The sequence below is a fragment of the Arthrobacter sp. CAU 1506 genome, from assembly GCF_005047635.1.
Classification (GTDB): domain Bacteria; phylum Actinomycetota; class Actinomycetes; order Actinomycetales; family Micrococcaceae; genus Crystallibacter.
In genome coordinates this window covers 520,926-535,886 of sequence record NZ_SUKC01000001.1, presented here as the reverse complement: position 1 = coordinate 535,886, position 14,961 = coordinate 520,926, and the positions used below count along the sequence as shown (strand labels likewise).

At 67.6% G+C, this 14,961-nt stretch carries 14 protein-coding genes; 7 read left to right on the top strand and 7 right to left on the bottom strand.

The window, feature by feature from the left end; all coding sequences use genetic code 11:
* Window positions 1-102 precede the first annotated feature (102 nt).
* Entirely contained in the window at window positions 103-828 is a 726-nt protein-coding gene (locus E4J89_RS02335) for a FadR/GntR family transcriptional regulator (protein ID WP_136784461.1), read from the bottom strand.
* Between the two features lie 406 nt (window positions 829-1,234).
* Complete coding sequence (locus E4J89_RS02325) at window positions 1,235-2,242, bottom strand: NAD-dependent epimerase/dehydratase family protein (RefSeq protein WP_136784459.1); 1,008 nt, start codon at window positions 2,240-2,242, stop codon at window positions 1,235-1,237.
* A gap of 72 nt (window positions 2,243-2,314) precedes the next feature.
* On the opposite strand from E4J89_RS02325, the gene E4J89_RS02320 reads away from it, so the two are divergent.
* Both E4J89_RS02320 and E4J89_RS02315 read left to right on the top strand, forming a co-directional pair.
* A complete protein-coding gene (locus tag E4J89_RS02320) occupies window positions 2,315-2,974 on the top strand; it encodes a pentapeptide repeat-containing protein (protein WP_136784458.1) in 660 nt (219 codons plus the stop codon).
* A 113-nt stretch (window positions 2,975-3,087) separates the two neighbouring features.
* Window positions 3,088-4,002, top strand: a complete 915-nt coding sequence (locus E4J89_RS02315; protein WP_136784580.1) for a phosphodiesterase — start codon at window positions 3,088-3,090, stop codon at window positions 4,000-4,002.
* Between the two features lie 96 nt (window positions 4,003-4,098).
* Here E4J89_RS02315 and E4J89_RS02310 read toward each other — a convergent pair whose 3' ends face one another.
* Both E4J89_RS02310 and E4J89_RS19340 read right to left on the bottom strand, forming a co-directional pair.
* Window positions 4,099-5,703, bottom strand: a complete 1,605-nt coding sequence (locus E4J89_RS02310; RefSeq protein WP_240691638.1) for a stealth conserved region 3 domain-containing protein — start codon at window positions 5,701-5,703, stop codon at window positions 4,099-4,101.
* A 125-nt stretch (window positions 5,704-5,828) separates the two neighbouring features.
* Window positions 5,829-5,978, bottom strand: coding sequence for a hypothetical protein (locus E4J89_RS19340; protein ID WP_169303900.1), 150 nt, complete (start codon window positions 5,976-5,978; stop codon window positions 5,829-5,831).
* 156 nt (window positions 5,979-6,134) lie between these two features.
* On the opposite strand from E4J89_RS19340, the gene E4J89_RS02305 reads away from it, so the two are divergent.
* Window positions 6,135-7,697 (top strand): sodium:proton antiporter, encoded by a 1,563-nt coding sequence (locus tag E4J89_RS02305; RefSeq protein WP_136784456.1) that lies wholly within the window; start codon window positions 6,135-6,137, stop codon window positions 7,695-7,697.
* Window positions 7,698-7,720: 23 nt separating this feature from the next.
* On the opposite strand, the gene E4J89_RS02300 is transcribed toward E4J89_RS02305, so the two are convergent.
* On the bottom strand, window positions 7,721-8,680 hold the full coding sequence (locus E4J89_RS02300; protein ID WP_136784455.1) for an NAD-dependent epimerase/dehydratase family protein: 960 nt from the start codon (window positions 8,678-8,680) through the stop codon (window positions 7,721-7,723).
* A gap of 145 nt (window positions 8,681-8,825) precedes the next feature.
* Between E4J89_RS02300 and E4J89_RS02295 the strand changes: the two genes are divergently transcribed.
* From E4J89_RS02295 to E4J89_RS02280, 4 genes are all read left to right on the top strand, one after another.
* Complete coding sequence (locus E4J89_RS02295) at window positions 8,826-9,581, top strand: TetR/AcrR family transcriptional regulator (protein ID WP_136784454.1); 756 nt, start codon at window positions 8,826-8,828, stop codon at window positions 9,579-9,581.
* Between the two features lie 205 nt (window positions 9,582-9,786).
* Window positions 9,787-10,191 (top strand): hypothetical protein, encoded by a 405-nt coding sequence (locus E4J89_RS02290; RefSeq protein ID WP_136784453.1) that lies wholly within the window; start codon window positions 9,787-9,789, stop codon window positions 10,189-10,191.
* Between the two features lie 198 nt (window positions 10,192-10,389).
* On the top strand, window positions 10,390-11,736 hold the full coding sequence (gene nhaA, locus E4J89_RS02285; RefSeq protein WP_136784452.1) for a Na+/H+ antiporter NhaA: 1,347 nt from the start codon (window positions 10,390-10,392) through the stop codon (window positions 11,734-11,736).
* A gap of 137 nt (window positions 11,737-11,873) precedes the next feature.
* Window positions 11,874-12,866 (top strand): universal stress protein, encoded by a 993-nt coding sequence (locus E4J89_RS02280; protein WP_169303899.1) that lies wholly within the window; start codon window positions 11,874-11,876, stop codon window positions 12,864-12,866.
* Here E4J89_RS02280 and E4J89_RS02275 read toward each other — a convergent pair.
* Both E4J89_RS02275 and E4J89_RS02270 read right to left on the bottom strand, forming a co-directional pair.
* The gene (locus tag E4J89_RS02275; RefSeq protein WP_136784449.1) at window positions 12,863-13,201 is read right to left on the bottom strand and encodes a GYD domain-containing protein; all 339 of its coding nucleotides are present in this window, start codon (window positions 13,199-13,201) and stop codon (window positions 12,863-12,865) included. The two genes, E4J89_RS02280 and E4J89_RS02275, sit on opposite strands and share 4 nt — an antisense overlap.
* Before the next feature lie 43 nt (window positions 13,202-13,244).
* Window positions 13,245-14,819 carry an FAD-dependent monooxygenase gene (locus tag E4J89_RS02270; RefSeq protein WP_136784448.1) on the bottom strand — a complete coding sequence of 525 codons (1,575 nt, stop codon included), beginning with the start codon at window positions 14,817-14,819 and terminating at the stop codon, window positions 13,245-13,247.
* Window positions 14,820-14,961: the final 142 nt, after the last annotated feature.

Below are 14,961 nucleotides of genomic sequence, written 5' to 3'. Positions count from 1 at the left end.
AGGGCGCCTGTTGCATAGTCGATGCCGAAAGGGGAGGGCTGGCAGGGCTGGCGTTGCGGTGCCTGAACCGGCGCGCGCCGGCGCACCGGCCGGCTGCCGGGACTAGGCTTCGGCGTCTTCGAACAGCCGTGGCTCGTCTTCCCAGACACTCCGGACTTCCTCAATGGTCCGGCGCATGATCTGGTCCATCGCCTGCCGGGCAGCTTCGGGCCGGCCGGACTGGATGGCGTCCGCGACGTCCACGTGCAGCTGCAGCGCTTCTTCGTGCGGGTGGGTGGGCATCAGTCCGTAATCGGTCCGGCCGCGCAGCACTTCGGCGATCATCGAGTGCATCTGTGCGAACATCTCGTTGCCGGAGGCGGCCAAGACCAGCGTGTGGTACTGGATATCCAGCTCCAGGAACCGCTGCAGGTCACCGGACCGGCCCACCGCGCGCATCTTCGCGGCGATGGCCATGAGCTCTGCGGCCATCTCCTCCGGCGAGTGCTGCGCTGCTAGTTCGGCGGCAGCGGGTTCGACGGCGGAGCGCAGCTCCGTGAGCGAGCGCAACTGGGCGCCCTTGCCTTTGGCGGCGAGCCGCCAGCGGATGACCGAGGGATCGAACTTGTTCCAGCGCTCGGGCGGGAGCACGCGGATTCCGATCCGCTTGACCGACTCCACCAACCCCAGCGACTGCAGCACGCGCACGGCCTCGCGCATCACGGAGCGGGAGACCCCGAGCTCGGACTCGAAGTGCTCGGAATGGGTGGTGGCACCGGCCGTCAGTTCCCCCGAGACAATACGCTTGCCAAGCGTCTCGATGACGAGGCTGTGCAGGCGGGAACTCATGCGGCCCGAAAAGTAGCGGTCACCCGCTCATTGTATGGTGGACCGCCGTCGGCTTCCGCTGTGTTGCCGGATGTTGCCGCGGGCAGCAACACGGAGCCGCCGCCCTTGACTGGGTTGGGGGAAGCCTAGGGCCCGCGCGGCGGAACCATCGGCCCGGGATCGGGGAACGGGCCGGGCCCCGGGTCCGGCGGCGCCAGGGGATCCGGATTCGGTTCCGGCGGGGCCATCGGGTCCGGATTCGGTTCCGGCGGGAACGGCGGGTTGGGCCGGGGCTCGTTCGGATCGGGCCTGGGATCCGGCGGCGGGGGAATCGTCACGGCAGCCTCCTCGGGAAGCGACGGGCCTGTCGGCCTGCTGTCCTGTCACGCTACAACCGCGGCTGGGACGTCTCAAGGGCGGTCTGCTCTCAGCTGCGAGCGTGGGCGATGGTCAGCAGCCGGCGTTCTTCCTCCGAGGCCAAGCCAGCGTTGCGCGGGCGGTCGGGACCTGCTGCCAGTTCCCAGTCCAGCGTGTCCGCCAGTGTCTCGGCGAGCGGACGCAGGGCCAGACCGGCTGCTTTGGCAGCAGCGTTGCTGCGGGAGGTAAAGCCGGCGAAGTCGGTCAGGGGCAGCCAGAGCGGCAGGGACCGCTGGCCAGCCCAGGGGTTGACGTCGGCGGCCGCCAACTCCTCTTGGTCCAGCGCCATCACCGGACCGGAATGGCCCGCAACGCTTCGGGCAACCTCCAAGTGCTCGGCCAGCCCCAAGACGTCGCCTACCGCATTGAACTCCCCGGTCAGCCGTTTTCCGGCAGAGGCGACCAGCCAGGCGGCAAGGTCGCGGGCATCGATGACCTGGGCGTCCAAGCCAGGTGCATTGGGGACGAGGACGGCGCCGTCGTCGCTGACCGGACGAGCGAAACGCAACGGCCAGTAGCCGGTGCGGTCGGTGATGTCACCGGGGCCGGCGATCAGGCCCGGCCGGACGATCAGGGTGCGGCCGGGGCCGAACGCATCCCTTGCGGCGTTCTCGCAGGCGACCTTCGCCTGGCCGTAAACGTCCGGGGAGGTCATCACGTCGGACTCCAGGGGCGGCAGCAACCCGGCGGATTCATCGGCGCCCGGGCTGTCGTGGTCGGCGTAGACACTGCAGGAGGACACGAACGTGAAATGCTTCGCCGCACCCGCAAGCGCGGCCGCTGCCTGGCGGACCTGGCCCGGTTGGCGGGATACATCCAGCACGGCATCCCAGTGCTGCCCCGCGACGGCGTCCAGGCCGTCCGTGGCATCGCGGTCGGCCCGGACCAGCCGTGCCCCGGACGGAACCGCTCCGGAGGTGCCGCGGGCCAGGCAGGTGACCTGGTGCCCGCGGCGCAGTGCTTCGGCGGCGATTTCATGGCCTAGCCAGGCGGTACCGCCCAAGACGAGAATCTGCATGGTGCCATCGAACACGCCTTTGGCTCTGAGTGCACGCGATTTTCGGCCTGGCTTGTTCGCTATGCTCCAAAGATGGCCAAACCTGCCGATTTCACACCCCGTATCGACGCCCCGGACCTGGGGCAGATGACCGACGGCGACGCGTCGGCCTTGGTGCCGGAGGGGCGGGTGGCAGGCCTGCGGTATGTCGGCGCTGAGCTGGACGGCCAGCGCCTGGCCGGTGTCTCCTTCACGGAGTGCACGTTCCAGGATGTCTCAATGGACGGGGCCGACCTGCGTTCGGCCGGCTTGGTGGACGTGGCCATCGAACGGATGAACGCCCCCGTGTTCAGCGCGCCCCGCTCGCGGTTCCGGCGGGTGGTGATTGACGGTTCACGGTTCGGTTCAGCCGAGGTGTACGAGTCTGAATGGGAATCGGTCGAGTTCCGCAACTGCAAGCTGGGCTATGTGAACCTGCGCGGCGCCGAACTCCAGGACGTGCTGTTTACCGGCTGCATCCTTGACGAACTGGATCTGGGCGGCGCTGCCGCCCACCGGTTGGCTTTTGCCGACAGCCGGGTGCGGCGGCTGGACCTGACCGCGGCGAAGCTGAAGCATGTTGACCTGCGCGGCTTGGAGCTGCAGGAACTGGCCGGGCTGGAAGGCCTGCGCGGGGCGGCGATGACGCCGTTCCAGATCAGTGAACTTGCTCCCTTGTTCGCGGCCCATTTTGGCATCGTGGAGAAAACTTAGCCGGATTCCACGTAATTGCCGCGTCAAATTCACCCACAGTTCAGTGTTTTTCTGTTTGTATGGTTTGTAGTGGACCGGACAGCACACGTCCGGCGAGCAGCAGAAGGTAGATGATGGACCTCCGTCAGGCCGAGCATCCACGGCCCAACCACTTCCTACTCCACATCAGCGACACCCACTTGGTGGGCGGCGACGGACGGCTCTACGGGGCGGTAGACAGCGCAGCACGGCTCGAGCAGATCTTCGAGGATCTGCAAGACTCCGGTTCCCGGCCCGAGGCCTTGGTCTTTACCGGCGATCTGGCGGACAAGGGCGAGCCGGAGGCCTACTCCAGACTCCGCAGAATCGTGGAACCGGCGGCAGTGAACCTGGGCGCCCAAGTGATCTGGGCGATGGGCAACCACGACGACCGTTCCGGGATGAAGACCATGCTGCTGGACGAGCCCGCCGGCGCCGAACCTTTGGACCGGGTGTACGACGTCAACGGCCTGCGCGTGATGACGCTGGATTCGACAGTGCCGGGTGCGCATTACGGGCAGCTGGAGGATGACCAGTTGCAGTGGCTGGCCGACGAGCTGGCCGAACCGGCACCGCACGGAACCATCCTCGCCATGCACCACCCGCCGGTGCCCAGCGTGCAGGACCTGGCGGTGCTGGTGGAGCTGCGCGGCCAGGCCGAGCTGGCCGAGGTGCTGCGCGGCAGCGACGTGTCCGGGATCATCGCCGGCCACCTGCACTATTCCACCACCGCCACGTTCGCCGGCATCCCGGTCTCGGTCGCCTCCGCGACCTGTTACACCCAGGACCTGGCCGCCGACGCCGGCAGCACCCGCGGCCGCGATGCCGCGCAGGCCTACAACATGGTCCACGTCTATGAGGACACCGTGGTCCATTCCGTGGTTCCGGCCCGCGGAGGGTTGCCGGTCGGTCGGCAGGTCACCGCGGCGGAGACCCGGCAGCGGTTGGAGGACGCCGCCGTCGTCATTCCCGACGCCGTCCGGCCGGGACGGATCCCCTCCCGCCTCTGAGGCCGGGCCACCTCTGAGCGCACCCCTGGTCGGCGCAACCGGGCGGTTCAGACCCAGCCCAACGTCGGGCGACGGAGGCAGCTTCGGAGCCGCCGGTTAGGCAGACGGCGCCTTCTCCCACGGGGCCCGGAACGGGAAGTAGCGGGCCAGGAAGTCAGTGACCACGCGCTGGCGTTCCTCGGCCGGGACCTCCGGGAAGCTGCCGTCGTTGAGGCAGAAGAAGTCCCGGTTCCGCTTCTGCAGCAGCTTCTCCAGTTTCTTCAGGCCGGAGTACATGGTGGTGTCCACGTACAGGACCTCGGCGCCGGGATTCGTCACCGCCCTCCCGGTCAGCAGGGCGTAGTAGTGGTACAGCGAGTTGGTCACCGAGATGTTGTCCTTGGCACGGAACCGGCTGGCGGCGGTGGACTTGAACTCGTCGGCGAATTCTTCCTCCATCTCGAGCAGCACGGATTTGCGCAGCGGCGCCGCGCAGTGCTCCAGGTGCCGGGTGGTGATCCGGCCGAAGCGGTCGTGCAGCAGCTTGCGGTTCACCCGGGCCGCGTTCTCGAAACCGGAGCGGTCCAGGTGGTTGTCGCCGAGCCCGATCCGGGTGTCGGCCTCCACAAACTTGGTGATCCCGCCGGGGGAGAAGAACATGTCCGGGCCGACCGGCCGGCCAAAGAACATGTCGTCGTTCGAGTACAGGAAATGCTCGCCCAGGCCCTCGATGTGCTGCAGTTGCGCCTCGATGGCCTGCGAGTTGAAGACCGGCAGCACGGCGGAGTCGCGGAAGTGCTCCTCGCTGCGCACCACCCGAATGTCCGGATGCTCCGCGTCCAGCCACTCCGGCAGTGGCGAGTCGGTGCAGATGAAGATGCGCCGGATCCACGGCGCGAACATGTAGACCGAGCGCAGCGCGTAGCGCAGCTCGTCGATCTGGCGGAAGCGCGCCTCGGCGTCGTCGCCCTCGCCCACCACCGCGTTCTCCATGAAACTGTTCCGGTACTGCTGGTACTCGCGGTTGTTGCCGTCCACCCAGGAAAAGACGATGTCGATCTCGAAATCAATGTCCGTGGCGTGGTCGGCGAACATGTTCTCGATCGTGGGCCAGCGATACCCGTAGCGCTCCACCTCGCCCCGGACGGCCTCCACGGCCGGCAGCGTGCGCCGGGTCAACGAGTTTTCGATCGGCAGGTGGATCAGCCCGTTGTCCCAGCGCCACAGCTCCACCTGCACACCGGTGCCTTGGCCGTACCGCAGCCCGCCGGTCGGTTCAATCCGCGGGCGGTACAACCGGATGGCACGCGCGCGGTCGCCGTCGGCGAGCTCCCCGTCGGCCACCAGGCGGGCGGTTTTCTTCTTCGCGTCCATGGTCAGCGAATAGAACGGCTCGTCCGCGCAGGCAGCCACCAGGGCGGCGCGCAGCTCGTCGCGCTGTTCCCAGTTCACCGCCATCACCGGCCGGGCGTCGTTGCCGCGGACCAGCAGGTAGGGAATCTGCGCCTGGTCGAGGACCTTGCGGACAAACAGCAGGTCCTCCACCATCGCCTGGTGCGGCGTGAGGGACGTGTTGACCAGTGCGTAAACGCCCTTGACCCTGGCCACATCAGGGCGCTCGGTGAGGCGCACGACGGCGGCGGGAGAGGTGATCTCGACGGACGCCTCGGGTGCGAGGTCGGGCTCGGGCTCGGCGTAGAACGCGTCCTGTGGTGCAGGCATGCTGGTCATTTAACCTCCGGAAACTGGTGGCGCCAGCCGGTTGTGGGGCTGGAGCCACCCATGGTGGGACGTGGGCGGACGGGCTGACAGGCGGTGCCGCTGCGACGGCGGCGCCGCCCTAAGGGTCAGTAAGGAACCTTACTGCGACGGTACATCGGGTTGCGCTTGCCCGCGGCACCGGACGTGCCGGCAGCCGGCCGGCCGGACCGGGCGCCGCCGGGCAGCGGCACGGATCCGGTGAGCTCATGGCTCACGGGGGCGGAATCGGTGGGCATGGAATCACTTTCTCACCGGCCTTGGCTGGCCACAAGGGCCGTGCCGCCCGCGAGGAGGACCTGCGGGGGCCGGGCACCGGGCGGTAGATTTAGAGCACCCGGAACCGCGTTCACAGACCCGGCTCATCCTCAGCACACCTCGACGGAAGCGGGACAGTGGACCAACTGGCACTCATCATCGGACTGCTCTTTGCCACAGTGGTGGCGGTCGGCCTGGGCGAAAGGCTGCGGCTGCCCTACCCGGTGCTGATGCTGCTGCTGGCCGTCGCCCTGACCTTCATCCCGGGGTTCCCGGAAATCCACATTGACCCGGAACTGATTCTCCCGCTCTTCCTGCCGCCGCTGCTCTATGCCACCGCACAGCGCAGTTCCTGGGCGGTGTTTCGGATCCGCTGGCGCACCATCGTGCTGCTGGCGGTGGCCCTGGTGGCGGTGACCACGGCAGTGGTCGCCGGTGCGGCCTGGCTGATGATCGGCAGCATCGGACTTCCGGCGGCCATCGCGTTGGGCGCCGTCATGGCACCGCCCGATCCGGTGGCGGTGGAATCCGTAGCCGGCCGCGTCCGCATGCCGCGGCGGCTGATCACCGTGCTGCAGAGCGAGGGCCTGTTCAACGATGCAGCGGCCATCGTGATCTTCCAGGCCGCCGTCGGGGCGGCGCTCTCCGGCAGCGAGATCGGCGTGGGCTTGTTGCCCCAGTTCCTGCTGGGTGCTGCCATTGCCGTCGCCATCGGCATCCTGATGGGCTGGATCACCATGATGACGACTCACTTCGTCACGTCGTTGGTGGCCCGCAGCGCGATCACGCTGGTGGTGCCGTTTGCCGCCTACATCCTGGCCGAGGAACTGCACGCGTCCGGAGTGGTGGCGGTGGTGGTGACGGCGTTGGAGATCCAGCGGCGCTCCCGGCCGCAGGATGCCGCCGAGCGGGTCACCCGCCGGGCGTTCTGGGACGTGGTGGAATTGCTGGCTACCGGCCTGGCCTTTGGCCTGATGGGGCTGGAGATCCGGCAAGTCGTGGTGGAGGAAGGCATCGCCGTCTTCGGCATGCTCGGCCTCGCCGTCACGGTGTGCGTCCTGGTCGTCGCGGTGCGCTTCCTGTGGATGGCCGGGCTGGCGTGGCTGGCCCGCGGCAAGGAGGACGCGCTGCCGCCGACGTCAACCAAGGACGTGCTGATCCTGACTTGGTGCGGCATGCGCGGGCTGGCCACGCTGGCCCTGGCGCTGGCCATCCCGGTGACGCTGCCGGACGGCACGGCCTTCGCGGGCCGACACGAGATCCTGGTGGTCGCCTGTGCGGTGTTGCTCGCCACGCTGGTGCTGCCCGGCCTGACCTTGCCGTGGCTGATGCGCGTGCTGAAGGCCCAGGACGGCGGCACCGAAGAACACGAAGCGGCCCGCGTCCTGGCCGGCCGGGCGCAGGAAGCGGCCATCGCCGCACTGCGCGACTCCGAACTGATGAAGGACCTGCCGGAGGAAAAACTGGAAGCGGTCAGGCAGCGGATGCACCGGCTCGGCAACGACCTGCTGAGCATGGCCGGGAGCAAGCACCCGAAGCCGCGCAAGGCCGGCCGCGAGGTGCTGGTCACCGCCCAGACCATTGCGCTGAATGCCGCCCGGCAAGAAGTGGTGGCGGCCCGCAGCGAGCCGGACATGGATCCGGAAGTCGTCGACCGCGTGCTGCGGCAACTGGACCTGCGGACCATTTCCATGCGCTGAAAGTACGACGGCGGACTGTCGGCTCAGGCGGCCGATCCGGCTTCCTGCCGGGAGGCCAAGCGGATCCGCCACCAGCCCACGGTCTCCGCAGCGGCCTGGTCCAGCGGGGTCGGCCGGAGCCCCAGCAGTTCTTCGCTCTGCGCCGAGGACATCACGAACGGTCGCTCGAACTGATACGTCATCTCCGCCAGCTCGCGCATTCCGGCTGAAAAGAGGCCCAGGCCGCGCAGCAGCCAGCCCGGAATGGACCCGACCTTGGGAGCCGGGGTCCCGGCGGCCCGGGCATAGGCCTGCACCATGCCGCGCTGCGTGAGGGCCGGAAGCGTCGGGGCATGCAGCACCGTGTCCCATACCTTCCGGTTGCCCGCGGCGGCAATCATGGCGGCCGCCAGGTCCGGGACGTAGGTGAACGAGTGCGGCAGGTCCGGCTTGCCCAGCACCCGGACGGTCTTGCCGGACAGCACCAACGGCACCATGCGCTCGCCGGCGTGTGCATTGAGCACATGCGGCCCGAAGAAATCCGAGGCCACCACGCTCACCGTAGGAGTGGCCGACGCAGCGCGGGCCGCCAGCAATGCCGTGCGCACGCCGCGTTTGCCGCCCTCGGCCAGGCGCGGGCCGTCTTCAGTCATCACCTGATCCGGCCGGTCATAGGAGTAGAGGCTCTCCGGGAAGACGACCACCGCACCGGCCCGTTGGGCCGCGGCCAGGACAATCTGCTCGGCGCCCGGCAGCTCGGCCTCCCACGCGGCGGCACTGTAGGCGCTGCCGTGAATGCAGTGGAAGATCGCGGCAGCGCCGGCGAAGAGTTCGTCCAGTCCATCTGGACGGGAAACGTCCACCGGCCGGCGTTCCACCAGCGGGTGGTCCGGACCGCTGCCGGAACGGGTCAGGATCCGGACACGGTGGCCCTGCCCGGCTAACTGCTCGGCGACGGTGGTGCCAACCGGGCCGGCGCCGGTGACGATGTAGAGGTTGCTCATGGTGATGTTCCTGTTCGTAGTCGTGTGCTTCGGCCAATCCGAGAGCACTGCTCTCAGAAATCAGAATGGACCTCCTGTGTTCACTTGTCAAGAGCACTGCTCTCCAAAGTTGACAGTGCTCTCGGGTGTGCGGAAGGATCGGTTCATGGCAGGCACCCCGCGCGAACGCGCCCGAGAGCAAACCATCAGCGATATCGTGCGGATCGGCCGCGAACAGTTGAGTCAGGTCGGCGCTGCCGCGCTATCGCTGCGCGCCGTGGCCCGTGAACTCGGCGTGGTGTCTTCTGCGGTCTACCGCTACGTGGGCAGCCGAGACGAACTGCTGACCCTGTTGGTGGTGGAGGCCTATAACGAACTGGGCGAGGCCGTGGAGCACGCGGTCGCGGCTGCGGGGGACCGCGACGCCGGGGCAAGATTCCGGGCCCTGTGCAGGTCAGTACGGGAGTGGGGCCTGCGCGAACCGGCTCGCTACGCCCTGTTGTTTGGCTCGCCGGTGCCCGGATACCAGGCTCCGGCCGAGCGCACCACCGGTCCCGGCATCCGGGTAGTCGTCGCGTTGGTCAGGATGATCGACGACGCCTACCGGGCCGGCGAACTGACGTTTGATCCGGAGGGCGCCGGGGTGTATCCGGCTCGACACAAGCCGGGGCGGCAAGGTTCCGCGCAGCAGGAGACGGCTCTGCCCGGGCCGCTCCACCATGACCTCGCCGCCATCCGCCGCGAGTTCGGCCTGGCCGCTCCCGACGATCTGATCGCCCGCGGCACCCTGGTCTGGACCGCGCTTTTCGGTGCCGTGAGCTTCGAGGTGTTCGGCCAATACGGCCGGGAAACCTTCACCGATGCCGGGTCGCTGTTCGAACACCATCTGGACGTCCTCGCCAACATCCTCGGCCTGCCCTAGCCCACCCGGTGGTCGACCAAGCGAGCGCCACCCCACCCGGTGGTCGACCAAGCGAGCGCCCCCGGTGGTCGACCAAGCGAGCCCCAGCGAGCGTGGAGACCCCACCAAGACCGACGACAGCTCCGCCGTCGTTATTGCAGCCCGTCCGCGCAAAGTTCAGCAAAATTTTTCCCGGAGAGCCCGCCGGGTGGCATACGATCTGTCCATGCCAGATCTTGCCACGTCCATCGGATTGGTGACCGAAGTGCTGACGTGGGCTGCCCTGGTACCGGGCGTTCTGCTGCTGTTGGTGGCCGCAGTGCTGAGGTTGGCCGGGATCCGGTGGCACAGTGCCGACGGTGTGGCGTTCGACGACGGACGACGCCGGGGCGTGCGCTGGTTCGACACCCGGCACGGATTCCTGGAAGGTGTCTTCCCGGCGGGAACCGGTTCCGACGTGGCGGCGGGCTCGGACGTGCTGGTCTATTACGACGCCCACCGGCCCGACCGGTGGCAGGTGTCCGAGCCGGAGCCGCCGGGAAAAATAGTGCTGCTGCTGGGCAAGATTCTTACCGTGGTCGGCCTCCTGTCCGCCGCTGCCGGACTGGTCGCCATGGTGCTTTCCGGCTAAGCCGGGGTGCTGAAGGCCTCTGCCTCGCCCTGCTGGTTTCACGATGATCCGGTCGTCGTCGTACAGAACGTTTGCCCAGAGTTTGCCCCGCTGGCGCTCGGCTTAGTTTTGATGCTTACCGGAAGCGGCAGTTAGGGTGGAGGAGGTGCGCCGGGAAGTCTGGTCGGCAATTTCTGTTGTCGACCCTGAGGAGCCGCTGTGGCTACCAAAATTCCTGGACCGTCCGCCAAACCCAAGGTATTGGGCCGCGGAAGCTATGCCGAAGCGCTGCGAATCGGCGAAATCCTGCGGAAGGAGACGGTTGGCGGCGCCTTGCTGGTTTTCGCCGCAATCGTGGCCCTGATCTGGGCAAACTCGCCCGCGGCCGACAGTTACTTCGATCTGCGCGACTTTACTGTCGGTTATGCGCCTTGGCATCTGGAATTGAGTCTGGGTGCATGGGCCGCCGACGGTTTACTGGCGGTGTTCTTCTTCCTGGTCGGGTTGGAACTGAAACGCGAGTTCGTTGCAGGGGACCTCCGCAGCCCGCGCAAAGCCATGGTCCCGGTGGCAGCCGCTGCCGGCGGAGTGGTTGTTCCCGCGCTCATCTATGCCGCCATCAACTGGGGCAACCCGGAAACGCTCAATGGCTGGGCGATTCCGACGGCAACGGACATCGCGTTTGCGGTGGCGGTTCTGGCCGTCATCGGCTCGCATCTGCCGAGCACGCTGCGGATCTTCCTGCTGACGCTCGCGGTGGTGGACGATCTGATCGCGATTGCCATCATCGCCTTTGTCTACACAGAGGAAATCCATTCTTCTGCCCTGCTGCTGGCGCTGATTCCGATCGTCATCTACGCCTTCCTGGTGCAGAAATTCCGCGCCTTCTTCGGCAAGCACCAAATCGCCATGTGGGCCGTGCTGTTGCCGATCGGCCTCGTGGCGTGGGCACTGGTCCACGCCTCCGGTATCCACGCCACCATCGCCGGTGTGGTTCTCGGCTTTACCGTGCCGGTGCTGCGCAGCCGGGCCAGCGGAGGGCCGGAGTCGGGTCCTGGCCTCGCCGAGATATTCGAGCATCGGGTCCGCCCGGTGTCGGCGGGCTTCGCGGTCCCCGTGTTCGCCTTCTTCTCCGCTGGCGTGGCCATCGGCGGTGTCGAAGGTTTTGTCTCAGCGCTGGGCGATTCAGTCGCCATCGGCATCATTGCCGGCCTGCTGCTGGGCAAGCCGATCGGTATCGTCGGGACCACCTGGTTGATGAGCAAGCTGACCAAGGCCGAACTGGACAAGTCTTTCAAATGGGTCGATTTGCTGGGAATTTCCGTGCTGGCCGGCATCGGCTTCACTGTCTCACTGCTGGTGGGCGAGCTCAGCTTCGGCTTGGGCACTCCGGCAAATGATCATGCCAAGGTTGCGATTCTTGCGGCGTCGCTGTTGGCAGCGTTGCTCGCTTCGGTGGTGTTGCGTACCCGCAACCGGCACTACCGGCGGATCGAGGCGGAGGAGCGGATCGACGCAGACCACGACGGCATCCCGGATCTTTATCAGCGAGATGGCACCGCCTGAGATCGCTTCGGAACCTTCGTTGCTAGGTCCGCTTCCCGCTACCAGGCCCGAACCGGCCTGGGCTGCCAGCCGGCCACCCGCCGTCGTCCTTAATGCCACACCTACTCAGCGTTGCCGGCTTCCCCTATGGTGGGGGCATGGAAGAGGTCGTCCTGGTGGGATTCGACGGCTCGGAAACCAGTGGCCGGGCACTGGACTGGGCGCTGTCCGAGGCTCGATCCCGGGGCTGGCGGGTGCGGCTGGTCACGGTGATCTCGGCCGCCGGCGTTGACGATCCGCAAGTGGACCACCAGTACCTTGCATCCGCCCGGCGCGGCGGGGAAGGCGTGTTGCAGACCGCGCTGGACCGAGCCGGAGCCATGGGGCTGCAGGCCGAAGGGCACGTGGTCTCCGGGGATCCGAGCGAGGTGCTGGTGGACGAATCGGCGTCCGCGGGGCTGGCCGTGGTGGGCAAACGCGGCCGCGGCGGCTTCGCAGGCCGGCTGTTGGGCAGTGTCTCCTCCGGGCTGGCAGCTCACGGGGAGTGCCCCACCGTGGTGGTGCCGGAGCGGTGGACGCCCGGGACGACGGCCGCCGAGATCTCCGATGAGGCGGCAGCGGCGCTGCCCGGCGGGCCGGTGCCGTGGCTGGTCCCGTCGCCGCAGGGCGGAACGGACCAGGGGCTACATCCGCCGGACCCCAACGAAAAGTTCAGTTATGCCGGACAAGTGGTGGTCGGCGTCGATGCCGCGGGCAGCTCGAATCCGGCCGTGTGGGCAGCCGCCGAAACGGCCAGCCGGCATGCCATTCCGTTGCGGATGCTGTCCGCCCGGGCGCCGTTCTACCGCGACTCGCTCTGGCTGGACAACGTGGCGGGAGCGCAGCGGTTCCGCGAGGAGGTCACCGCTGAACTGGACGCTGCGCTGGGCGAAGTCCGAGGCCGCTATCCGGAATTGGATGCCAGCTGGAACTTCTATGTCACTAAGCCCGCCGAGGTGCTGATCCATGCCACCCGCACTGCCGAATTGATGGTGCTGGGCACCCGCGGCCACGGCGGCTTTCCCGGTCTGTTGCTCGGCTCGGTGAGCCAGGCCGTGCTGCACCACGGTTTGTGCCCGATGATGGTGGTTCCCAGAGGCGTGCAGGTCTAGCCGGTGCTGGCCGCACCGGGAGCCCGGTAGCGGACTTCACCGGCCATCCGCAAGGCATCGATCGTCTCATCGACGGTCAGCAGCACCGTTGTCTCGAAGGAGCTCATCGCGCCGCCTCCGCTGATGGCCAGCGCCACTGCGGCCATGGAGACGTTGTCCGGAGCCTCCCAGAGGTTGTACCCGTCGTGCGTTCCGAAGGCGTACCAGAAGCCGTGCAGCTTTCCGCCGACGGACTCGATGTAGGCCCTGGCGGCCTTCCCCCGGTCTTCCGGGTTGTTGATCATTCTGGCCCAGGCCTCCGGGGTGTAGCTGAACGTCGATAGATAGAGCGCCATTGTCTTTCCTTTCGAATGGTTCCGGCCCTGAGCTGGCCTACAGTCAGACTTTGACAGACCGGCGTCCGCGCCGCAGTGCCTCGGTGAACGTTGAGACTGCGTGGCTGGGCACCGCCTGGGCCGCGACGAAGCCATCCGGCCGCACCAGGTACAGCTGCGCCGGATCCAGCGTGGTGTTCCCGGCGCGCGGCAGCACGTGCATGGTCAGCCCCAGCGCTGCCTGCACATGATTGACGACGGCGGGGCCGGGCTCACCGTAGGAGTGCACCTGCCACTGCAGGCTGCGCAGCGTATCGAAGTTGCTGCCCGCGTACGGCAGCCGCCGCCCCACCACTTTGCCGCGCCGGCCGCCGGCCGCTTCCTTCGCGTCCGGGGTCATCCAGTAGTGGATCCGGGTCTGCGACAGATAGCCGAACATGCGCGAGGCACCCGAGGTCCGGGGCACGACGCGTGTGACCACCGGGATCAGGAACTGCAGCACCCATTTCCGGGCAGCGATGGCCCAGGGCGTCGTGGACGTGACGAACCCGAAGACCCGGTCGGTGGTCTGCAGCAGCCGCACCGCCACCGGTCGCCGCTCGGTCTGGTAGCGGTCCAGGTAAGAGTCCGCCGCCTGACCGCTCAATATGTCGGCGAATTTGAAGGCCAAATTGTGGGCGTCCTGCAGGCCGGTGTTCATACCCTGCGCGCCCACGGGGGAGTGGACGTGCGCGGCGTCCCCGGCGAGGAACACCGGGCCGTCGCGGAACTGCCCGGCGATCCGGTGATGCACGCGATAGGTGGAGAACCAGTTCGAGCCGCCGTAGCCGACGTCGAACTTGTCAGCCAAACGCCCTCGGATGGCCTCCTCCGAAACCTCCGCACCGCCGTCGTTGTTGTGACCCTGCACGCCGGCAGCGGCATCGCCGACGACGCCGATGAGCCGCTCGTGGCCGGGGCCCGTCATGGGGAAACCCAGCAGGAACTCGTCCATGCCGGCCCGGATGTTGATCGCTTCATCGGACAGGCCGCGGACGTCCGTGGCATCGCAGACGAAGAAGGTATGCGGACTGGTGGAGCCCTCGAAGCTGATGCCGCGGCTGGTGCGCACCGCCGAGGAGGCCCCGTCCGCCCCGACACAGTAGCGGGCACGGATCACGGCCTCGCCTGCCGGGCCGGTCAGCCTGGCCCGGACGGGGTAGTCCGGAGACGTGCCGCCCTCCACGATGTCCAGCTCGGCCAGCCGGCACTCCCAGAGCACTTCGCCGCCCAGTACCTTCAGGTTCCGCAGCAGCAGCTCTTCGTTCTTGCTCTGCTCGTAGAACATGATGCCCGGGAACGGCGTGATGCCACGGCCCATCCTGCCCAGCGGGATCCGGCCGCGGGGCTTCGGGCCGAACCCGATGACGGCTGCTTCCGCCAGGTTCCCTTCGGCCACAATGGTGCCGGCGAGGTCCAATTGGTCGTAGATTTCCATGCTGCGGGCCTGCACGCCCAGTGCCCGCGATTCGCGGGTGGGGCCCGACTTGCCGTCGGCGATGATGTGCTTGATGTTCAGCTTGGCCAGCCAGTTGGCGAGCATGAGCCCGGTGGGACCGGCCCCGATGATCAGCACGTCGGTCTGAAGTTCGGCTGCCATGGCGGTACCTCCTGCACAGAGCGTACCGCTGGCGATGCGGCAGCGGCAGGGGCTTTGGCAGGGGAGGGCAGCACCTCTGGCCACGGGCCGCCGGTAGAATTGATCGTTCCCCCACCACAAGATCGGAGCCCCCGGTGCCCAA